17 protein-coding genes are annotated in these 21,762 nt (G+C 63.5%); 8 read left to right on the top strand and 9 right to left on the bottom strand.

Going from position 1 to position 21,762, the window contains the following annotated elements; translation table 11 throughout:
• The first annotated feature begins 916 nt into the window (after nucleotides 1-916).
• The 4 genes from FFS30_RS01595 (at nucleotide 917) to FFS30_RS01580 (ending at nucleotide 8,503) form a co-directional block, all read left to right on the top strand.
• Complete coding sequence (locus FFS30_RS01595; RefSeq protein WP_137911362.1) at nucleotides 917-4,036, top strand: multidrug efflux RND transporter permease subunit; 3,120 nt, start codon at nucleotides 917-919, stop codon at nucleotides 4,034-4,036.
• Nucleotides 4,037-4,110: 74 nt separating this feature from the next.
• Complete coding sequence (locus tag FFS30_RS01590; protein WP_249352112.1) at nucleotides 4,111-5,592, top strand: efflux transporter outer membrane subunit; 1,482 nt, start codon at nucleotides 4,111-4,113, stop codon at nucleotides 5,590-5,592.
• Nucleotides 5,593-5,775: 183 nt separating this feature from the next.
• Nucleotides 5,776-6,699: a hypothetical protein gene (locus tag FFS30_RS01585; protein ID WP_212742384.1), complete on the top strand. Its 924-nt coding sequence runs from the start codon at nucleotides 5,776-5,778 to the stop codon at nucleotides 6,697-6,699.
• 340 nt (nucleotides 6,700-7,039) lie between these two features.
• Nucleotides 7,040-8,503 (top strand): hypothetical protein, encoded by a 1,464-nt coding sequence (locus FFS30_RS01580; RefSeq protein WP_137911361.1) that lies wholly within the window; start codon nucleotides 7,040-7,042, stop codon nucleotides 8,501-8,503.
• A gap of 119 nt (nucleotides 8,504-8,622) precedes the next feature.
• Here FFS30_RS01580 and FFS30_RS01575 read toward each other — a convergent pair whose 3' ends face one another.
• On the bottom strand, nucleotides 8,623-9,063 hold the full coding sequence (locus tag FFS30_RS01575) for a nucleoside deaminase (RefSeq protein ID WP_137911360.1): 441 nt from the start codon (nucleotides 9,061-9,063) through the stop codon (nucleotides 8,623-8,625).
• Between the two features lie 68 nt (nucleotides 9,064-9,131).
• Here FFS30_RS01575 and FFS30_RS01570 point away from each other — a divergent pair, with 68 nt between their 5' ends.
• Nucleotides 9,132-11,057, top strand: a complete 1,926-nt coding sequence (locus tag FFS30_RS01570; protein WP_137911359.1) for a hypothetical protein — start codon at nucleotides 9,132-9,134, stop codon at nucleotides 11,055-11,057.
• A gap of 8 nt (nucleotides 11,058-11,065) precedes the next feature.
• Here FFS30_RS01570 and lptB read toward each other — a convergent pair whose 3' ends face one another.
• The 5 genes from lptB to FFS30_RS01545 all read right to left on the bottom strand — a co-directional run bounded on the left by lptB (nucleotide 11,066) and on the right by FFS30_RS01545 (nucleotide 15,584).
• Nucleotides 11,066-11,785, bottom strand: coding sequence for an LPS export ABC transporter ATP-binding protein (lptB, locus tag FFS30_RS01565; RefSeq protein ID WP_137911358.1), 720 nt, complete (start codon nucleotides 11,783-11,785; stop codon nucleotides 11,066-11,068).
• Nucleotides 11,785-12,489, bottom strand: a complete 705-nt coding sequence (lptA, locus tag FFS30_RS01560; protein ID WP_137911357.1) for a lipopolysaccharide transport periplasmic protein LptA — start codon at nucleotides 12,487-12,489, stop codon at nucleotides 11,785-11,787. Before lptA ends, lptB begins: the two co-directional genes overlap by 1 nt.
• A complete protein-coding gene (gene lptC, locus FFS30_RS01555) occupies nucleotides 12,489-13,112 on the bottom strand; it encodes an LPS export ABC transporter periplasmic protein LptC (RefSeq protein WP_137911356.1) in 624 nt (207 codons plus the stop codon). Before lptC ends, lptA begins: the two co-directional genes overlap by 1 nt.
• A complete protein-coding gene (locus FFS30_RS01550; protein ID WP_137911355.1) occupies nucleotides 13,109-13,633 on the bottom strand; it encodes an HAD hydrolase family protein in 525 nt (174 codons plus the stop codon). The genes lptC and FFS30_RS01550 overlap by 4 nt, the downstream gene beginning before the upstream one ends.
• Nucleotides 13,634-14,561: 928 nt before the next feature.
• Nucleotides 14,562-15,584: a KpsF/GutQ family sugar-phosphate isomerase gene (locus FFS30_RS01545; protein WP_137911354.1), complete on the bottom strand. Its 1,023-nt coding sequence runs from the start codon at nucleotides 15,582-15,584 to the stop codon at nucleotides 14,562-14,564.
• A 295-nt stretch (nucleotides 15,585-15,879) separates the two neighbouring features.
• On the opposite strand from FFS30_RS01545, the gene FFS30_RS01540 reads away from it, so the two are divergent.
• On the top strand, nucleotides 15,880-16,119 hold the full coding sequence (locus FFS30_RS01540; RefSeq protein ID WP_137911353.1) for a BolA/IbaG family iron-sulfur metabolism protein: 240 nt from the start codon (nucleotides 15,880-15,882) through the stop codon (nucleotides 16,117-16,119).
• A 46-nt stretch (nucleotides 16,120-16,165) separates the two neighbouring features.
• A complete protein-coding gene (murA, locus tag FFS30_RS01535; protein ID WP_137911352.1) occupies nucleotides 16,166-17,425 on the top strand; it encodes a UDP-N-acetylglucosamine 1-carboxyvinyltransferase in 1,260 nt (419 codons plus the stop codon).
• A gap of 850 nt (nucleotides 17,426-18,275) precedes the next feature.
• Here murA and FFS30_RS01530 read toward each other — a convergent pair.
• The 3 genes from FFS30_RS01530 to purM all read right to left on the bottom strand — a co-directional run bounded on the left by FFS30_RS01530 (nucleotide 18,276) and on the right by purM (nucleotide 20,756).
• Nucleotides 18,276-18,968 (bottom strand): DUF3108 domain-containing protein, encoded by a 693-nt coding sequence (locus FFS30_RS01530; protein WP_137911351.1) that lies wholly within the window; start codon nucleotides 18,966-18,968, stop codon nucleotides 18,276-18,278.
• A gap of 83 nt (nucleotides 18,969-19,051) precedes the next feature.
• On the bottom strand, nucleotides 19,052-19,720 hold the full coding sequence (gene purN, locus FFS30_RS01525) for a phosphoribosylglycinamide formyltransferase (RefSeq protein WP_137911350.1): 669 nt from the start codon (nucleotides 19,718-19,720) through the stop codon (nucleotides 19,052-19,054).
• 19 nt (nucleotides 19,721-19,739) lie between these two features.
• Nucleotides 19,740-20,756, bottom strand: a complete 1,017-nt coding sequence (gene purM / locus FFS30_RS01520; protein ID WP_212742423.1) for a phosphoribosylformylglycinamidine cyclo-ligase — start codon at nucleotides 20,754-20,756, stop codon at nucleotides 19,740-19,742.
• 223 nt (nucleotides 20,757-20,979) lie between these two features.
• Between purM and FFS30_RS01515 the strand changes: the two genes are divergently transcribed.
• Nucleotides 20,980-21,759 (top strand): DUF2066 domain-containing protein, encoded by a 780-nt coding sequence (locus tag FFS30_RS01515; RefSeq protein ID WP_212742383.1) that lies wholly within the window; start codon nucleotides 20,980-20,982, stop codon nucleotides 21,757-21,759.
• The last annotated feature ends 3 nt before the right edge of the window (nucleotides 21,760-21,762 follow it).

Below are 21,762 nucleotides of genomic sequence, written 5' to 3'. Positions count from 1 at the left end.
TCTTGTTGAGGGAGGGCGGCTCTCTTTGTGGGGGCGTGATTCATCGCGCCCGGCTTTCGCTCTTTTTTTGCTCGTCATTCCCGCGAAAGCGGGAATCCAGCTTCTGTCTCTGCCCGTCATTCCCGCGTGCTCTTAGCGGGGCTCTCAACAGCCGTAGGGCTGGTCATCCAGTGACTTTGCTTTTTTGTTTTTCTTTAAGAGCAAGGCTTCCACTCGTCCTTTGGACGAGCGGGTCACTTTCTTGTCAGCAGCGACAAGAAAGTAACCAAAGAAACGCCGCCCCGGGAGCCGCGCCCTCCGCGCTGCGCGCTACGGGTGCGCGAGGTCATGCCGGGGTTCGCTCGATGGACATCCGTGTCCATTCGCGAACTCGCGCGCATCCTGCGCGCGACCCTAGCGGGCGAGTCCGTCATGCCCTCGCCGCGGCTGACGGGGACCCGAGATCAAAAGACGGATCAAAAACCGTACCTACGAAGGTGGCTGTCGCTTTGGCGCGCACGAAGCGCGCTGCTCTGGCTTCTCCGGGTCCCCATTACATTGCGGTGGCAGCGGACGAAAAGGCCCGCAGGGTCGGCGCGATGGATCGCGCCGATTCCGTTGCCTGCACACGGACGTGCAGTCAACGGAACCCGGCCGCTGACGCGGACCCGGAGCGCAGGATGCGCGCAGGGCGCAATGTTCTGGGGCGTGTCTCTTTGCTTACTTTCTCTGCACGAGCAGAGAAAGTAAGCCGCTCGTCCGCAGGACGAGTGGAAGCTCTGGCTCGCGCAGGCGCTTTTCATTCCTCAGCGGCAAACAAGCCGGAGCAATTGAGAGCAGAACAGCGCAACCTCCAAGCGCCATCGGATATTGCGATGCTCTTCCCTCATCCGCCCTTCGGGCACCTTCTCCCGGCGGGAGAAGGAAGGGCGGACGCATGAGACTCACCAGCCTCTCCGAACCGTTCATCAAGCGCCCCGTCGCGACGACTTTGCTGACGATCGGCATCGCCCTGGCCGGTATGGTGTCGTTTTCGCTGTTGCCGGTGTCGCCGTTGCCGCAGGTGGATTTTCCCGCGGTGTCGGTGTCGGCGTCGCTGCCCGGCGCGAGTCCGGAGACGATGTCGACTTCGGTGACGACGCCGCTCGAACGTCAGCTCGGCCGCATCGCCGGGGTGACTGAGATGACTTCGTCGTCTTCGCTCGGCAATTCGCGTATCACCTTGGTGTTCGATCTGTCGCGCGACATCGACGGCGCGGCGCGCGACGTGCAAGCGGCGCTCAATGCGGCGCTTGCGCAGTTGCCGAGCGTGCCGACCAATCCGACCTATCGCAAGATCAATCCGGCCGACTCGCCGATCATGATCATCGCGATGACGTCGAAGACGCTGACGACGGGCCAGATCTACGACGCAGCCTCGAATGTCGTCGCGCAGAAGATCTCGCAGATCGAGGGCGTCGGCCAGGCGTCGATCAACGGCGCGACTGCGCCGGCGGTGCGTGTCGACATCAATCCCGCCGCGTTGAACAAGTACGGCATCGCGCTCGACACGATCCGCATCGCGTTGCAGAACGCGAATGCGAACCGGCCGAAGGGCTACGTCGAGGAAGGCGAGAAACACTGGCAGATCTACACCAACGATCAGCTCGGTCTCGACGCGGCGCCGTACCGGAACCTCATCGTCACCTGGAAAGACGGCGCGCCGGTGCGCTTGTCGGACGTGGCGAACGTAAGCAACGGCGTGCAGGACATCCGCAACCAGGGCCTGTTCAACGGAGTGCCGGCGGTGATCATCCAGGTGATCAAGCAGCCGAACGCGAACATCATCGAGACCATCGACCGCGTCCGCGCCATGCTGCCGCAGCTGCGCGCGGCGATTCCGGCTGACATCGATGTCGAGGTAGCGGTCGATCGTACCAACACGATCCGCGCTTCGCTGCGCGACGTCGAGACCACGCTGATCATCGCGGTGATCCTGGTGATCCTCGTTGTCTTCGTGTTTCTGCGCAATTGGCGCGCGACCCTGATTCCGGCGGTCGCGGTGCCGGTATCGCTGATCGGCACGTTCAGCGCGATGTATCTGTTCGGCTTCAGTCTCGACATTCTCTCGTTGATGGCGTTGACTGTGGCGACCGGTTTCGTCGTCGACGATGCGGTGGTCGTGCTCGAGAACATTTCGCGTCACATGGAAGCCGGCATGTCGCGCATGCAGGCCGTGCTGCTCGGCGCGCGCGAGGTCGGCTTCACCGTGTTGTCGATGTCGCTGTCGCTGATCGCGGTGTTCATCCCGATCCTGCTGATGGGCGGGCTCGTCGGCCGCTATTTCCGCGAGTTCTCGATCACGCTGTCGGTGTCGATCCTGGTTTCGCTCGCCGTGTCGCTGACGACGACGCCGATGATGTGCTCGCGCTTCCTGCGCCACGAGCCGAACAAGGAACCCGGGCGCTTCTTCCGCTACAGCGAGAACGCCTTCGCCGCGATGCTGCGCACGTACGAGCGCACGCTGACTTGGGCGCTCACGCGGCCTTTGCTGATGATGTTCGTATTGCTCGCCACGGTCTGCCTCAACGTCTATCTCTACGTCATCGTGCCGAAGGGTTTCTTCCCGACCGAAGACACGGGCTTTATCGTCGGCGGCGTGCAGGCCGACCAGAGCATTTCGTTCCAGCTCATGTCGCAGAAGATGACCGATTTCACCAAGATCGTGAAGGCCGATCCGGCGGTGCAGAACGTGGTCAGCTTCACCGGCGGTGGTCAGCGCAACGGCGGCTTCGTCTACGCGGCGCTGAAGCCGTTGTCCGAACGCGGCATCGGTGCCGACGCGGTGATCAGCCGGCTGCGCGGCAAGCTCTCCGACGTTGCCGGCGCGCAGTTGTTCCTGCAGCCGGCGCAGGACATCCGCACCGGCGGCCGGCAAAGCAATTCGACCTATCAGTACACATTGCAGAGCGACAGCCTCGACGAGCTGCGCAACTGGTCGGAGAAGATCAATCAGGCGTTTCAGCAGATGCCCGAGCTGGTCGACGTCAATTCCGATCAGGCCGCCAAGGGTCTGGAAACCGCGTTGACTTTCGACCGTGCGACCGCGGCCCGGCTCGGCATCACCACGCAGGCGATCGACAACGCGCTCAACGATGCGTTCGCGCAGCGCAACGTCTCGAACATCTACACGGAACTCAATCAGTATTTCGTCGTAATGCAGCTGGCGCCGCAGTTTCTGCAGAATCCCGATTCGCTCAAGGACATTTACGTACAGAGCACCTTGGGCAAGATGGTGCCGCTGTCGTCGTTCGCGAGCTACGGCCTAGGCACGACGCCGCTTGCGGTCAATCACCAGGGCCAGTTCGTATCGACGACGATTTCGTTCAACCTCGCCGACGGCGTGAGCCTGTCGCAGGCCTCGGACGCGATCGAGCGCACGATGTCGCGCGTCGGCGTGCCGACGTCGATCCACGGTGGCTTTGCCGGCAATGCACGCGCGTTCGCGCAGGGGCAGGGCGATCAGTCGTTCCTGATCCTCGCCGCGCTGATCACGATCTACATCGTGCTCGGCGTGCTCTACGAGAGCTACGTGCACCCGCTGACGATCCTGTCGACGCTGCCGTCGGCCGGCGTCGGCGCGATCTTCGCTCTGCTCGTCTGCCAGACTCAGTTCACCGTGATCGCTTTCATCGGCGTGATCCTGCTGATCGGCATCGTCAAGAAGAACGCGATCATGATGATCGACTTCGCCCTCGACGCCGAGCGCCATCAGGGCATGTCGGCGCGCGACGCGGTGTTCCAGGCCTGCAAGCTGCGCTTCCGCCCGATCATGATGACGACGATGGCGGCGATGCTCGGCGCGCTGCCGCTTGCGATCGGCTATGGCGAAGGCAGCGAGATGCGCAAGCCGCTCGGCATTTCCATCGTCGGCGGCCTCATCGTCAGCCAGCTTTTGACTCTGTACACCACGCCCGTGGTGTACCTCTATCTCGACCGGTTCCGCTTGTGGTGCAAGCGCATCTGGGCGCGCGTCTATCACGCACCGCCCGGTTCCACGCCGGAGCCCGTCGTATGACCCATCAGGAAACATCGAAGAGCGTCATGGCCGCAAATTGGATAAAACGCGCAAAGTCTACGAAAGCGCTTTGCATGCTCTGCACGTCCGCACTCGCGGTCGTGCTGTCGGGCTGCGCCGTCGGGCCGGACTACAAGAAGCCCGACGTGCCGGGCACGGACGCATACAAAGACGACGCCTGGAAAGAGCAGGCCGGCTGGAAGCCGGCGCAGCCCGGCGACACGGTCGAGCGCGGCGCCTGGTGGGAGGTCTTCGCCGATGCGGAGCTCAACGACCTGATGAAGCAGGTCGACGTGTCGAACCAGAGCCTCAAGCAGGCCGAGGCGCAGTACCGCCAGGCTTCCGCGCTCGTGTCGGGCGCGCGCGCGAGCTTCCTGCCGACCGTCACGGCGAACCTTTCCGCGACACGCACCGGCCGCTACAGCACCAGCGGCGGCGGTACGGTCACCGGCGGCACGGTCGCGGCGGGCAAGGGCTACACCAATTCGTACCAGTTGCCGATCTCGGCGACTTGGGAGCCCGACCTCTGGGGCAGCGTGCGGCGCACGGTCGAGGGCGACGTCGCCAGCGCGCAGGCGAGCGCGGCGACGCTCGCGAACACGCGCCTGTCGCTGCAGGCGACTCTCGCGCAGACGTATTTCCAGTTGCGCATCGCCGACGAGCAGAAGCGCCTGCTCGACGACACGGTAGCGGCTTACCAGAAAGCCCTGGATCTGACCCAGAACCAATACAACGTCGGCGTCGCCGCGCGCTCGGACGTGGTGCAGGCGCAGACCCAGCTGAAAAGCGCGCAGGCGCAGGCGATCGATCTCGGCGTCGCACGCGCGCAGTACGAACACGCGATCGCCGTGCTGGTCGGCAAGGCGCCGGCGCAGTTTTCCCTCGCAGCGAAATCGCTCAAGGCCGATCCGCCGAAGATTCCGCTCGAACTGCCGTCGGTCCTGCTCGAACGCCGCCCCGACGTCGCCGTCGCCGAACGCCAGGCGGCGCAGGCCAGCGCCCAGATCGGCGTCGCGACCGCCGCGTGGTTTCCGTCGCTGACCTTGTCGGCGACCGGCGGCTATTCCAATTCGTCCTGGTCGAAATTGCTCGAAGCGCCGAGCCGCTACTGGTCGATCGGCCCGAAGATCGCCGAAACGCTGTTCGACGGCGGCGCGCGGCGCGCGCAGACGGCGCAAGCGCGCGCGGGCTATGACGCGGCGGTGGCGAACTACCGCCAGGTGTCGCTGGCCGCGTTTCAGAACGTCGAAGACCAGATCGCGGCGCTGCGCATCCTCGAGCAGGAAGCGCAGGCGCAGGACGAGGCGGTCAAGCTCGCCGAGCAGGCGCTCGCGATCGCGATCAACCAGTACCGCGCCGGCATCGTCAGCTACCTCAACGTCATCACGGCGCAGAACACGGCCTACAGTAACGAACGCACGGCGATTACCCTGCTCGGCACGCGCTACAACGACAGCATCGCCCTGATCAAGGCGCTCGGCGGCGGATGGCAGGCCAAAGAACTGCCCGAGGCGAAGGCCATCGGAGTGGACTCGCCGCTGCCGCAGGCACGGTAGTCGTGTTAGGGGATTGTGGAATCTTCCGGAAACGTGGCGGAAGTTCGGTATTCCAACCCTGAAAAGTGGTATATCTCCGCGCCGCCGATGGGCTGTGGGGCTGCCCGGCATTCTGTGTACGTTACTCGTAGGTCGTACGGCCTCGCTGTCTCGGCGCTCAACTCACTTTTCAGGGGATTTGCCATGAACGGACTGAACTGGTTCAAGAAACTGTCGTTGCTTCTTTTTTGTATGTTCGCCGCCGCACAGGTTCACGCGCAGGCGACAAGGACCTGGGTTTCCGGCGTCGGCGACGATGCCAATCCATGCAGCAGAACGGCGCCGTGCAAGACGTTCGCCGGAGCGATTTCGAAGACGGCGGCGAGCGGCGAGATCAACGTGCTCGATCCGGGCGGCTTCGGCGCGGTCACGATCACCAAGGCGATCACGATCGACGGCAGCGGCGGCAGCATCGCCGGCGTGCTCGTTTCGGGCACCAACGGCATCGTCGTCAACGCGGGTGCGAACGACGTGGTGGTCCTGCGCAATCTCGACATCAACGGCCTCGGCACCGGCCTCAACGGCGTCAACTTCCTCGCTGGAGCGGCGCTGCACGTCGAGAACAGCAATATCTACGGGTTTACTCAGCAAGGCATTAATTTCGCGCCTACGACAGGCACGACGAATGCGCTTTATGTCAGCCATACCAAGCTGCTGAGCAACACCGGTGGAGCGGTGTTCGTTGCGCCGGGCTCATCGGCAACCGCGACGGCCACGTTGACCGATGTGACCATGGAAGGAAATCTGCGCGGCCTGCGCATTGGCGGCGGTGTGACTGCGACGGCGCGCAACTGCGTTGCGACGGGTAACTCCGCCGTGGCGTTCAATGCGGGCTCGGCCGACTCGCGCGCGGCGGTCATGAGTCTGGAAAGCAGCACGATTGCGTCCAACATCAGCTGGGGCGTTTATTCCGGCACGAATGGGACGGTGTATATGTCCAATCTGCAGATCACCGGCAACGGCGGCGGTATCACGGCCGTGGGCGGTCAGACGGTTTCGTTCGGCAACAATTATGTTGCCGGCAACACGACGAACGGTGCGGCGACGCAGACAATCGCACCTCTGTGAAATCTTTTGTTGTGGCAGCGGTGGGTGCGGTGCATTGAGTTGCACCGCCCTGTGTCCGGGCGCTGAGCCGGCAGTCGGACATAGCGCGGCTTCGGGGGCTGGGGAGTTTCCCGAGTAAAAGTCGCGCCGCATGCATCGGTAAGTGGAATCTGCGTTGACGGCACGAGCTTGGATTCGTGCCGTCAACCGCAGCTACCTGAGCCCGTTTTTGAAGGAGTGTTCGGAAAATTATGACGTTGGGGTTACGGATTAGCTTTAATGGGGTATGACATTGCCAAATACGGAGAGTGATGGCTTTAAGCCAGGTACCGATCTTGCTGGCGCTTTCGCAGCAGGACGGATGAAATCGAAAAATCTCGCCTTGGTGTCCGCATCGGCTTTGCTGCTGGTGGATTTGGATACGCGGAATGTGATTCCGCTCGATACGGAAAATTCTGAAGGCTACGGCGTTTCCTGGTTTCCCGGGGGGCGCAATCTGGTCCTCGCTCACTCCGCGGTCGACAGCGCTCGTCTTGTCGATCTGAAGTCCTATGTGGAATCGGAGCTGGGCTACATCTCGCACGGACAGGAGAAGTCCGGACCGTTTCTTTCGCAGCCGCATCAGATTCTTTGTGCCTCCGACGGACGCATCGTCTGCGCGAACACCGGCAGAAATACCATCTCGGTCATCGATCTGAAGCGGCCGGGGCATTTTCAAGAGGCGAGGATTTCCGCATCGAGATGGGATCGTCTCTCGACGACGGAGCATCCGGGCGATCATCTGAATTCGGTGTTCGAGAAGGACGGGTTCCTCTACGTCATCGCGCATGGATTCCACAAGGGCTCGCAACTCGCGAAATTCACTTATCCGTCGCTTGAACTGGTGGACGTCACGCCGATCAAGAATCGCACGGGGTTGCACAATATCTGGATCACCGCCGACGGCAGGCAGGTCAGTTGCCACAGCGACGCGGGCGCGCTGGTCGATGTCGGCGAGGGGCGCGTACTCTGGGAGTCGGGCAGTCTGTGCTACCTGCGCGGCCTGGCTGCGTCCGCCGACTATATCGTCGTGGGCGAAGGCCGCAAGGCGCCGCGCGAAATACGCCGCAATTCGATGAGCGGCATATGGGTCGTCGACCGCAAGACCTGGCAGACACTCGACTACGTGCCGCTCGGCTGGTACGGCGCAGTCAAAGAGGTGCGTCTGCTCAGCGTGCCGGACGAGGCGCACCATGGGCATGTATTCGCCGGCATCGAAGATCTGCCGGCGCTCGATGCGCACGCCAAGATTCGTACAGACCGTTTGAACGCCGCGCATCGCGCGAGCAGAAGCCGCAAAGCTTGGCAGAGATTCCGGCCGGTGTGCGGCATCCCGTCAGCGGGAGAAGACGGTGGGCTGACTGCGGATCTCGAAGATCTTTGCCTGATGGTTGAACCTTCTTCGCCGCAAGGGGCGAGCTGGCGTATGAGCATCGGCTACCGCATAGAGTCCGATGCACCGCATTCTCATGTGTCGATCGTGACGTATCGGGGCTATGGTGCCGATACCGATATGCACGCGTTGTTGATTTCCGCTTATGCGCGAGATCGCGCTCGCCTGCAGCTCTGGGTTCACGACGGCAACGAGTGGTCGGCAAAGAACGACGCGATTTGTGTCGACGGGCTTCCTTTGGCCGGGGAGATCCACATCGCCCCGAGCCTCGGCGGACTCGAATGTTCGATCAATGGCGAGCCGGTTGCGAAAATCCCGAAAGAATTGTTTCCGTGGGAATCCGGCGCCGCGGGTATTCGCTGGCTCGGTGCGACGATATACCCGGCGAAGTAGTCGCAGTCGGCCGCTGCGGCCTCCGGCTTTTCTCGATACTGGCGCGAAGGAATATTGCGCCAGTATCGTCGACCGCAGACAGGTGATTCGCTGGGCTGTGACGCTCGAGGCCTGAGCACTCAGGTTTCCCCGATGTCTTCGTTCCACAGCTCAGGCCGCGCCGCGATGAACTGGCGCATCAGTTCGACACAGCGCGGATCGTTGACGACTTCGAGCCGTACGCCTTTGCTGCGCAGCCAGTCTTCTTCGCCCATAAACGTCGTGTTTTCGCCGACGACCACGCGCGGAATGCCGTAGAGCGCGATCGCACCCGAGCACATCGAGCACGGCGACAGCGTCGTGTAGATCGTCGAGTTGCGATAGACCTTGGCTGAATGGCGGCCCGCATTTTCCAGCGCGTCCATTTCCCCGTGCAAGGTCGGACTGCCTTTCTGCACGCGGCGGTTGTGGCCGCGGCCGATGATCCGGCCTTCGTAGACAAGCACGCTGCCGATCGGAATGCCGCCTTCGGCGAGGCCGGCTTCGGCTTCTTTCACTGCTGCATCGAGAAAAGGGTCCATCGTTCGCTTCCTTAGGCTTCAAAGGAACAATTTCAACTTCGGCAGGTCGTAACGCGAGGTTCGCGAGCGTGACGAAGATACCGCTGCGCGGCGATACTATCGCATCAAGAAAGGGGTTCGTATTGCGCGGAGCAGATTTGAGGGGGGGCAGTCCGACGGCGTACGGAATTCCGGTTTGGCATATCGCCGTGCTGGCCGCTCTGATGCTGATTCAGGTGATCTGCGTGACTCTCGCTTCCACGGGGAGCTCGGATACCAATCGGGACGTCTTTTTTGCTCAGCAGATCGCTGCCGGGCAGTACTTTCCGTTGGTCGGCCCGGTTATCAACAGCATGCTGCACCTGGGGCCGTTGTGGTACTACGTGCTTGCGATGGCCGTATGGCTGGTGCCCAACGCGGCGGCGGCGATGGCTTGCATGGGCGTGATCAGTGCTTTGCAGTTTCCGCTGGCGTATCGGCTCGGGTTGCGTTTCGGCAGCGCTAGGGAGAGCCTGTTGTTTGCTCTCGCCCTCGCCACGCCGGGTTACATGGACGTTTCCGTCGTTTCACTCACGCATGTAATCGCGGTGGTGCCTTGCCTGCTATTCGGCGTGCTCGCCGCGCTGGCTTATCGCGAACGACCGGACGTGCCGCGTGCGGTAGCGGCTGGCATCGCCTGCGCTTTGCTGTTTCAGGCGCATCCGACGACGCTGTTGTTCGTCGGCCTGCTGGCTTTGTACTGCTTGAGCAACTCGCCTGATTGGGCGACGCGCATTCTGCACGGCCTTTTCTTCGCCGTTCTATTTATTTTGCCGTTCGTGCCTGCGCTGTATGTGCAATGGCGCGATGGATTCCCCGACGTTGCCACCGCGACTAGCTATGCCAAAGGAGAATGGAGCTCGCCTTCGTTTCTCAAAGCCCTTGAACTGGATCGCGCGATTCTCATGAACGGGCCGAAGTACATCACCCGTTTTTGGCTCGAGGAGCCACCGAGAGTCGAACGCTGGCTGTTTGCACTCTACGTCCTGATGCTTCTGGTCGCCGCGGTCGGCTTGGTGTTGCGATGCCTGCGCGAACCGGCCAAGCGAAGGCTGATCGCGGCGTTGCTCGGCCTGCTCATCGTGCAGTCGATGTTCGTCTGTTCACTGCGCAAGTCGATGCCGCCTTGGATGATCTATGTCCAATGGCCGCTGTTCGCTGCCTTGTTCGCGCTCGGATGGGAGTGGGCGTGCGCTGCGCGCGTATGGTCGCGCAGAGCGGTTGGCGCGGGCGTGGCCTTGTTAACCGTGTGGTCTGCTTCGGTCTGGGCGTATTTCGCCGTCCCGCAGTTGGACTTGACTGAGATCAAGGCATCGCCCGGGAAGAATGGCCTCATGGACGTTCGCGACTACGAAAAGCCGATAAGTAGTTACCGGGTCACACGCATCCCGTTCTACCAGGTATTCGCCCTCGGTCGCGAGCTGTGTCATCCAGTCACGTTGTACGGGCATTACGCCTATCTCTTCGACATCACCCATGGCGCCGGCGCCATGCAGCTCTGTGGCGGTGCCGACGGCATCGAGATGGGCGGCATGCCTCAGGTCGGCCGTGAAGCGGTGCTCGGCTTGCACACGCAAGCGTGGGAGATACTCGCTATGAAGCCGGCGAGACGGCTGGACACGCTCGGCCTAGCAGTGCCCACGGCGGTTTGGCAGAGCACCACGCCGTTGCATTGGGATCTGCCGCTTTACTTGAACAGGCCGCATCGGCTCGTCGGGACGTCGCGCAGATTCGTCGTCGATGGCGACACGTCTGGAGACCAGGCTGTTCTCGTTACGCATCGGGCGCATCGTTATCTGGAATACAAACTGATCAGCGTCAGTGTCGACGGCTGGGACGTCTCGCCGGCTTACGAGGATATTACGACGGTGATCTTTCGCTCACCTTGGCGGCAGAAGAAGTCCGTGCACTGGCATATCGAAGCCGAGGGAAATCCCAATTACGTCGACGTGTTGACGTTCGGATCCAGTGGCTGACGCGCTCGCTACATGCGGAATTCTTTGCCGAGATACACCTCGCGTACCTGCTTGTTCGCGAGCACGTCTTCGGGCGAGCCTTTTGCGAGCACGGCGCCGTCGCTCATGATGTAGGCGCGGTCGCAGATGCCGAGTGTCTCGCGCACGTTGTGATCGGTGATGAGAATGCCGATGCCACGCTCTTTGAGCTGGCGCACGATGCGCTGGATCTCGACCACCGAAATCGGGTCGATGCCGGCGAACGGCTCGTCAAGCAGCATGAAGCGCGGTTTGGCGGCCAGCGCGCGCGTGATCTCGACGCGGCGGCGTTCGCCGCCCGACAGTGCCTGGCCTTTGGATTTCGCGATGTGCGCGATCTGCAGCTCATCGAGCAGGGACTCGAGTTCGCGACGGCGGCCGTCAGCGTCGAGATCCTCGCGCAATTCGAGGATGGCGAGCACGTTTTCCTCGACAGTGAGGCGGCGGAACACCGACGGCTCCTGCGGCAGATAGCCTACGCCGAGGCGCGCGCGTGCGTGCATCGGCATCGCGGTGATGTCGTGCTTGTCGAGGGTGATGCGGCCGGCGTCTGCGCCGATCAGGCCGACGACCATGTAGAACGTCGTCGTCTTGCCGGCGCCGTTCGGGCCAAGCAGGCCGACGATCTCGCCTTGTTCGAGGGTGAACTCGAAGTCGCGCACGACGGTGCGCCCTTTGAAGCTCTTCTGCAAACCGATTGCGTTGAGCATCAGCGCGCGCCGTCCTTGCTCTTGTCGGCGGCGGCCTTGCCGGCATCCTTCTTGTCGCCGTCCGGCTTGGTCGCGGCCGGCTTGTCCGCGGGTTTCGCCGCGGCGGGTTTGGGCGTGCCGACCGGGAAGCCGCAATTGTTGGGGCTCGGCGCCGGCGGCGCGGTCTTTGCTTCCATGACCATGTGCACGCGCGCAGCGGGGTCGGCCTTGTTGCCCGATTCCATGTCGCCCGTGTCGGTGTTGTAGAGCATGTGCTCGCCGTGGAACTCGCTGCGCCCCTGCTGCACCACGACCACCCCGCCGGTCAGCTCGGCGATGTTGGTCAACGGGTTGTAGTCGATCGTGTCGGCATTCGCTGTCATCAGCGAACAGTCGCCGTCGTGCACCTGCTGCAGGTGCGCCTGTTTGCCGGTCAGAATGATGCGCGACATCTTGCCGGCATTCGGATCGTTTGCACCGCCAGGAATCCGGTAAATGGTCCCATGCGACGAGGTCATCTTGATCGAACCGCGCGTGATGATGACGTTGCCGTCGAGATCGGTCACGTCCGGATCGTTGACCGCGCTGGTCTTGCTCTGCACCGATTTGGAGTAGTTCGCATCGACGTTCGCCGGCTGGTCCTTGTCGGACTTCAGCGCGAACGCCTCGTTTGCGAGCAACAGCGCAGCGATGCAGCCTGCAGTGAGGATTTTCCCCGTCTTCATCAACGTTTCCCCGGTAGTGAAATCATATGCACGTCGGACAGCATTTCCGTGGTCTTCAGATCGAGATCGGCCTTCATGCCGATGCTGTGCGTAACCGAGTTCGCTTCGAAAATCGTGGTCGGCGCCGCGGTTTCCATGCGCTGATCGCGATGCGGCGCATTGGCGATCGGGCGGCCCTGCGCGTCCTTGAGTTTCGGGTCGGTGGTAATGGTCATATCGCTCGACAGCACGTCAACGCGCTGCACTGTTTCGGTCGCGACGCGATGCATCGCGACCGCGCCTTCGAGCTTCATCACGTTGCCGTCCTTGTCGATCCAGGCAGATTCGGACTTGCCCTTCCAGGTATTGCCGCCGTTGTCGATGATCTCGTAGTCAGGCTGGATGATGTAGCTCGAACCGTCGTCGCCGCGGCGGGCCATGCGCGGGCCTTTGACGCTGAACGCGTAGGCGCCTTCCTGGTCGAGCGCGTCGAGGGTGAAGTTATTCAGCGTGTAGTCGGAGCGCGGCGGGCCGACGAAATCGTCGTTCGCGTTGCGCGCACGGATCAGCCACACCTCCATCCAGGCGGCGAAGGCGATCACGGCGAGAATGGCGATGACCAGCCAGTTGCGACGATCCATCATGGCAGTTCGAGCTTGCCCTGCGCGGCGAGCAGCAGGTCGCAGACCTCGCGCGCGGCGCCCTGGCCGCCGGCCAGGCGCGTGCGCCACAAGGCGCGTTCGCGCACGTATGGATGCGCATTGGCCGGCGCGATCGAAAGCCCGGCACGCAGCATCGGCGGCAGGTCGACCATGTCGTCGCCGGTGTAGCAGGCTTGCTCGGGGGCGAGCTGGAGGGCGGCGAGCAGGTGCTCGAAGCAGGCGAGCTTGTCGCTGCGTCCCTGATACTCGTGCACGATGCCGAGTTCGGCCATGCGCACCGAGACGACATGACTCGTGCGCGCCGTGATCACGGCGATTTCGACCCCCGCCGCCAGCAGGCGCTTCATGCCGGCGCCGTCGTGGGCGTGGAACGCCTTCAGCTCACTGCCGTCCGCGGCGTACCAGAGGCGGCCGTCGGTGAGGACGCCATCGACGTCGAATACCGCGAGCTTGATGCGTGCGGCGCGCTGCAGGATGTCAGCGGGGAGATCCGTGGGAAGCATGAGAATTCGGGCGGTTCGGAGGCGGCAATTCTACAGCCATGGGTTGTTAACGAGGGCTGAGGAGTGGGTTGGGGATTGTTTCAGGGGTGTCTGATTCTGGTTTTTTACTCGTTATTTCTGCGGAAGCAGGGCTTTCAACAGCCGCAGGGCTGGTCATCCAGCTCTTCTTTGCTCGCATTGCTCTTTGTTCGTCATTCCCGCGTGCTTCTAGCGGGAATCCAGTGACTTTGCTTTTGTTCTTTTGTGTTTCAGAGCAAAGGCTTCCACTCGTCCTACGGACGAGCGGGTCACTTTCTTGTCAGCAGCGACAAGAAAGTAACCAAAGAAACGCCGCCCCGGGAGCCGCGCCGCCTACGGCGGTCCGCGAGGTCATGCCGGGGTTCGCTCGATGGACATCCCTGTCCATTCGCGAACTCGCGCGCATCCTGCGCGCGACCCTTTGGGCGAATCCGTCATGCCCTCGCCGCGGCTGACGGGGACCCGAAATCAAAAGCAAAAAAGCAGAGCAGAGCAGAGCACGGAGAGCCTGCTTCTCGCTTTGCTCTGGCGCGCACGATGCGCGCTGCTCCGGCTCTTCCGGGTCCCCATTACATTGCGGCGGCAGCGGACGAAAAGGCCCGTAGGGTCGGCGCGATGGATCGCGCCGATTCCGCTATTGCACACAGATGTGCAATTAGCGGAACCCGGCCGCTGACGCGGACCCTTCGGGCAGGAGGCCCGAAGGGCGCAATGTTCTGGGGCGGCGTCTTTTGGTTACTTTTCTTCGCTGCTGAAGAAAAGTGACCCGCTCGCCCGCAGGGCGAGTGGAAGCCCTTGCTCTGGCTCAAAAGACTTTGAGCGTTAGCAATACTAACGCGATGCCCAAGCAAAGGTTTCGCCTAACCCACCCAAATAAACGCAAAGGCCGAATAAACAAAACCGCGCGCCGTTAGACCACACGCGCCAGAAACAAGTCGTGAATATTGAGCGCCCCGACCAGCCGATCGTCGGCATCGACTACCAGCAAGGCGTTGATTTTGTGGTCTTCCATCACGCGTGCCGCCTCGATCGCGAGTTTGTCGACGGTGATCGTCTTCGGCGTGCGCGTCATCAATTGGCTGACATGGGTCTTGCGCAGGTCGATGTCGACGTTGCTCCAGGCGCGGCGCAGGTCGCCGTCGGTGAAGACGCCGATCAGGCGCCCCTCTGTATCGACCACCGCGGTCATGCCGAGGCCTTTGAGGGTGATTTCGGCCATCGCTTCGGACAGCGTCGCGTCGGCGCCGATGGTCGGGATGCGTTCGCCGGCGTGCATCACGTCGCTGATGTGCACGAGCAGGCGCCGGCCGAGTGCGCCGGCCGGATGCGAGCGGGCGAAATCCTCGGAGGTGAAGCCGCGTGCCTCGAGCAGGGCGATCGCCAGCGCGTCGCCCATGACGAGCGCGGCGGTCGTGCTCGCGGTCGGCGCCAGGCCGAGCGGGCAGGCTTCCTCGGGCACGCTGACGTCGAGATGCACGTCGGCCATCGCCGCGAGGGAGGAATCGGGGTTGCCGGTCATCAGGATCAGCGGCACGCCCTGGCGCTTGATCAGCGGCAGGATGGCGAGCAGTTCGTCGGTTTCGCCCGAGTTCGACAGGGCGAGGACGACGTCCTTCTGCGTGATCATGCCGAGGTCGCCATGGCTCGCCTCACCCGGATGGACGAAGAAGGCCGGGGTGCCGGTCGAGGCCAGGGTCGCTGCGATCTTGCGCGCGACGTGGCCGGACTTGCCCATGCCCGAGACGACCACGCGGCCGGCGCAGTCGAGCATCAGCTCGCAGGCGCGCAGAAATTCGCCGTCGATGCGCGACTTGAGCAGGTCGATCGCGCGTGCTTCGGTATCGATCACGGTGGCGGCGCTGCGCATCAAGGCGGCGGAATCGAGCCGCACGTGCGTCTGGGCCGGGTTGAATGGCTGGATCTTCGCGTTCATCAACGCGCTCATAAGTTGGGGATGGAGCAGGGAAAGGGCAGGGTGCGCAGGTTCCGGGTTTCTGTGCCCGAGGTAATTCGCTACCATTGTCGTTTTCCTATTGTAGCCGTCACCCCCTGTGCCAGCCAGAAGCGCGTCGGATGGGACATCGAAACGCTTCTCGGGTTCCCGCCTGCCGATGCCGCGGCGCGAACCCCCATCAGGACGAAGATAACGCAATATCCGTCGCGCCGATGACAGAAAATCGGCGGTCTGCCCGCACCGCGCCACATTTCGCGGCTAAAGTCCCATACCCATGAACAGCGAAACGATCAAGAATCTCATCGAACAAGGCATGCCCGGAGCCAAGGCCGACGTGGAAGGCGCCGACGGCGTGCATTTCGAGGCGGTCGTGATCGCCGAAGCCTTCGCCGGCAAGCTGCCGCTGGCGCGCCACCGCCTGGTCTATGCGACCCTGGGCGATCTGATGGGCGGCGAGATCCACGCCCTGTCGCTGAAAACGCTGACGCCGGCAGAAGCGTCGCGCTCCGAATGAATCCCGGGCGGATTCGTTCGCGGCGTCTCTAATACTGGAAACTTGAATGGCCAAAATCGTGATTTCGGGCGGCGAGCCGCTTAACGGCGAAGTGCAGATTTCCGGCGCCAAAAACGCCGTCCTGCCGATCCTCGCCTCGACCCTGCTCGCCGACGGGCCCGTCTCGATCACCAACGTGCCGCATCTGCACGACGTGACGACGACGATGGAACTGCTCGGCCAGATGGGCGTAAGCCTGGAAATCGACGAGCGCATGCGCATCAACATCGATCCGCGCACGACGAACCGCTATTTCGCGCCGTACGAATTGGTGAAAACCATGCGCGCCTCAATCCTCGTGCTCGGGCCGCTCGTCGCGCGCTTCGGCGAGGCCGACGTGTCCCTGCCGGGCGGCTGCGCGATCGGTTCGCGCCCGGTCGATCTGCACATCAAGGGCCTGCAGGCGCTCGGCGCCGACGTCTCCGTCGAGAACGGCTACATCAAGGCGCGCGCGAAACGGCTCAGGGGCGCACGCGTGCGCTTCGACATCGTCACTGTGACCGGCACTGAGAACATCATGATGGCCGCCGCGCTCGCCCAGGGCACGACCGTGCTCGAGAACGCGGCGCAGGAACCCGAAGTCGTCGACCTTGCCAACTGCCTCAACACGATGGGCGCGAAGATTTCCGGTGCCGGCACCGAGACGATCGTGATCGAAGGCGTCGAGCGCCTGAACGGAACGAACTACGACGTGCTGCCTGACCGCATCGAGACCGGCACCTTCCTCGTCGCCGGAGCGATCTCCGGCGGCCGCGTGCTGGCCAAGCGCGCGCGCCCGGACACGCTTGAAGTCGTGCTACAGAAGCTCGAAGAAACCGGTGCGCACATCACGACCGGCGACGACTGGATCCTGCTCGACATGCAGGGCCGCAAGCCGAAGGCCGTCGACATCGTCACCGCGCCGTATCCCGCATTCCCGACCGACATGCAGGCGCAGTTCACTGCGCTCAACGCGGTCGCCGAAGGCGTCGGCGTCATCACCGAAACCGTGTTCGAAAACCGCTTCATGCACGTGCAGGAACTGCAGCGACTCGGCGCCGATATCCGCGTCGACGGCAACACGGCGACGATCCACGGCGTCGACACGATGACCGGCGCGCCGATCATGGCGACCGACCTGCGTGCGTCCGCGTGCCTGGTTCTCGCCGGACTCGCCGCGAAAGGCGACACCACGGTGGACCGCGTCTACCACATCGACCGCGGCTACGAGAACATCGAAGAGAAGCTCGGCAGCCTCGGGGCGCATATCCGGCGGTTGCCCTCCTGACGGTTGTTGGTTGGTTGTTCGGCTGACTTTGCTTCTTTTGCTCGTCATTCCTGCGGAAGCAGGAATCCAGCTCTTCTTTTTCTCGTCATTCCCGCGAGCTCTTAGCGGGAATCCAGTGACTTTGCTTTTTTATCGGGGGTTAGGAGCCAAGGCTTCCACTCGTCCTTTGGACGAGCGGGTCACTTTCTTGTCAGCAGCGACAAGAAAGTAACCAAAGAAACGCCGCCCCGGGAGCCGCGCCCTCCGCGCTACGCGCTCCGGGTACGCGAGGTCATGCCGGGGTTCGCTCGATGGACATCCGTGTCCATTCGCGAACTCGCGCGCATCCTGCGCGCGACCCTATGGGCGAATCCGTCATGCCCTCGCCGCGGCTGACGGGGACCCGAGATCAAAAGCAAAAAAGCAAAAGCAAAGCAGAGCAGAGCACGGAGAGCCTGCTTCTCGCTTTGCTCTGGCGCGCATGATGCGCGCTGCTCCGGCTCTTCCGGGTCCCCATTACATTGCGGCGGCAGCGGACGAAAAGGCCCGTGAGGGTCGGCGCGATGGATCGCGCCGATTCCGCTATTGCACACGGATGTGCAATTAGCGGAACCCGGCCGCTGACGCGGACCCTTCGGGCAGGAGCCCGAAGGGCGCAATGTTCTGGGGTGTGTTTCTTTGGTGACTTTCTTTGCACAAGCAAAGAAAGTTACCCGCTCGCCCGCAGGGCGAGTGGAAGCCTTTGCTCTTAACCCAACAAAAAAAAGCAAAGTCACTGGATTCCCGCTAAGAGCACGCGGGAATGACGAGCAAAAGCAAGCGCCGAACCCTTAGTCGCGCGCCGCCGAGAGGCGAAGAAACCCCTTGGGGCTTAGCCGCGTTCCTTCAACTCGAGCGCAATCACCGACCCATCACCCTGCGCCTTCTCAAAGCGAATCGGCAAGACCCCGGTGGCCGGCGAGTACCAGGAGCGTGCTTTGCCGGGCATGTCGTCGCGTTCGTAGCGCAGGGTTTTGAAGCTGCCGGCGGGGACCTGGATGGTCTCCTCACCCTTGACCGCGAAGTGCTGCGACTCGATGTGGTCGCGGCCGGCGACGGGCAAGGTCAGGTCGCGCTTGCCGCTCGCGGCGGCGGCACCGAGGACGAGGGTCAGGTTGGTGCGATCGAGGGCGTCGGCCGGGATGGCGTAGTCGGAGTTCGATTTGCCGTCGCGCGAATGCGCTTGCTTCGCGGTGTGGTCGAAATCGATGTGCTTGACCGAACTCTTGAACGTCGCGTCCTGCTTGAAATCGTAGCGCAGGCTTTGGACCTTGCCGCCGTTCCAGCGGAAGGTCGACTCTTCGTGGATGTTCAGCCCGACCAGGCGCGCCGTGCCCGAGGTGCCTTTCATTTCGCTGCGCAGGGTCCAACTGCCGTCAGGGTTCGCACTGAGCGTATAACTCGCGTCGCCTATGGCTTTGCCGTCGCGGATGACGGTGTAGACCGCGCTGGTCGCCTTGAGGTCGGCCGCATGCGCGGCGACGGTGGAAAGAGCGAGCAGAAAACCGATAGCGAATTTGCGCATGGTGGCTGGGGTCCGGCCGGGGAAACAGGGGAGTGGATCGAGTCTGCCGCGCCGCGACTGAATAAAACCGGTATCGCCGGGATTCAGGCCAGCGCGCCGCTCGCATCGAGGCGCAGCGGCGCGGCGAGAGGCCGGCCGTTGTGAACCACGCGATTGGCGTCGAGCGCGATCGCCCCGCTCGCAAGCAGCTTCGTCGTCGCAACGAGCAGGCGGTGTTCGAGCGGCAGCAGGCGCGCGGCGAGGGTTTCCGGCGTGTCGTCTTTTTCTATCGGCAGCACGGCCCGCGCGATCACCGGACCGCCGTCGAGTTCGGCGGTGACGTAATGCACGCTCGATCCATGCTCGGCGTCGCCGGCTTCGATCGCGCGTGCATGCGTGTGCAGGCCGGGATACTTCGGCAGCAGCGACGGATGGATATTGATCATGCGGCCGTGCCAGTGGCCGACGACGGCCGGGTCAATGATGCGCATATAGCCCGCAAGCGCGATCAGGTCGGGCGCGAACTCGGCGGCGCGATCGAAGATGGCGCGATCGAATTCGGTGCGGCTCGCATAATCGCGCGGCTTGAGCGCGATCGCTTCGACACCGGCCTCGCGCGCCAGTTCGAGCGCGGGTGCTGTGGGCCGGTCGGACAACAGGGCGGCGATGTCGATCGCCAGTTCGCCGCGGCGCCGCGCGTCGGCGAGCGCGGCGAAATTGCTGCCGCGGCCCGAGGCGAGGACGACGACGCGCAAGGGACGAGAGTCTGGCAAGCGCAATCTCGGCGAGGCTTTACGCGATGTGCACGCGATCTTCGCCGTTCGCCGGCACGATCTCGCCGATCGTCCACGCGGCGAGATTCAGCGCGGTGAGGCGCTGCAGCGTCATCGCGACCTGGTCGCGCGCGACGATCAGGGTGTAGCCGATGCCGCAATTGAACGTGCGCCACATTTCCGTCTGCGGCACGTTGCCTTCGCGGCGCAGCCAGTCGAACACCGCAGGCTGCGTCCAAGCCTTGCTGTCGAGCGCGATGCCAAGGCCGTCGGGCACGACGCGGATGATGTTTTCGGTCAGGCCGCCGCCGGTGATGTGCGCCATGCCGTGCACCGGCTGCGCTTTGAGCAGATCGAGGATCGGCTTGACGTAAATCGTCGTCGGCGCCATCAGCGCATCGGCGAGACTGACGCCGCCCAAATCCAGATCGAACGGATTGCCGGCGCGCGCGACGATCTTGCGGATCAGCGAATAACCGTTCGAGTGCGGCCCGCTCGAAGCGATGCCGATGATCGCGTCGCCGGCTTGCACCTTGGCGCCGTCGATCAGCGCGGACTTCTCCACGGCGCCGACGCAGAAGCCGGCGAGGTCGTACTCGCCGGGCGGATACATGTCGGGCATTTCCGCGGTCTCGCCACCGATCAGGGCACAGCCGGCGAGTTCGCAGCCGCGCGCGATGCCGCCGACGACCGCGACCGTGGTGTCGACGTGGAGCTTGCCCGTGGCGAAGTAATCGAGGAAGAACAACGGTTCGGCGCCCTGCACGAGCACGTCGTTGACGCACATGCCGACGAGGTCGATGCCGATCGTGTCGTGGCGGCCGAGAATCTGGGCGAGCTTGAGCTTGGTGCCGACGCCATCGGTGCCGGAGACCAGGACCGGGTCCTTGTAGCGCCCGGCGAGCTCGAACAGCGCACCGAACCCGCCGAGTCCGGCCATCACTTCCTTGCGAAACGTGCGCGCGACGAGCGGCTTGATGCGTTCGACGACTTCTTCGCCGGCATCGATGTCCACGCCGGCGGCGCGGTAGGTCAGGGATTCTTTTTCGGTCGACATGGGGAAACCAGTTATGGAGATCGCCGGGTGGGCCCCGATGCGGGGCGAAGCCCGTCGCCTCGGATATCGAAGGCCGAACCTCACGCCAAGATTGCCGTTCACGGTTCGCTGCTTGGCGGCGAGCGGAACGAATTTGCAACGGAAGTACGGCCGGCAGGCGCGCATGATAGACGTTGCCATCCCGATTGGGCAGTATGTAGGTATGCCGAAATCACCGTTGAAGGCCCTGATCCTCGGGATCGGCCTGAGTCTCGCCCCGATTTTTGCCTGCGCAGCGGGCATTTACACCGGTACCGCCCCCGTCGCCACGCAATCAGACCAGGACCGTGCCGCCGCGCTGCGCGTCGCCCTGAGCCAGGCCGTGACCCAAGCGGCCAAGGGCGACGCGGCCGTACTCAAGCGCCCCGAGGTCGCGCGTGCGCTGACCCGCGCGGAGCGCTACACGCGCCAATACAGCTATCAGCCGAACAGCACGCCCGTCGAGCCCGGCAAGCCGCCGGCGAAATTCCTCCTGGTCGCTCAGTTCGACGGCGCGCAGATCGACGCGCTCGTGCGCGATCAGGGGCTCGCCGCCGCTCCCGCGGCTGCGGCATCGCCGGCCGGGACGAATACGCCGAATCCGCCGCCGGCGGCGAGTCCCGCCGCGCCGCCCGCGGCTGCAGCGAGTGCAAATGTGGAAGCCGCAGCCCCGCAGGCTGACGCGGCGCCCGCGCCGGCCGCCGCCGGTTCGTATCGCGTCTGGTTCAGCGGCCTGCGTTCGGCCGACGACTATGCCCGACTCGTCGGCGCGCTCAACGGCAGCCCCGAGGTGCGCGCGCTGCGCGTCGAGCAGGCGCACGGCAACGTGCTGCAGGCGCGCATCGATGCGCGCGGCTCGCTGCAGGAACTGACCGAATCGCTCGACGCCGCGCGCATCGCGCGCGCGACGAACACGAAACCGCCGGTCGAAGGCGTCGACGCCGTGCTCGATCTCGAACCGTGAACC

This window comes from Rudaea sp. 3F27F6, assembly GCF_005503555.1.
In the GTDB taxonomy this organism is placed as follows: domain Bacteria; phylum Pseudomonadota; class Gammaproteobacteria; order Xanthomonadales; family Rhodanobacteraceae; genus Rudaea.
This window is presented reverse-complemented; position numbering and strand designations above follow the sequence as displayed.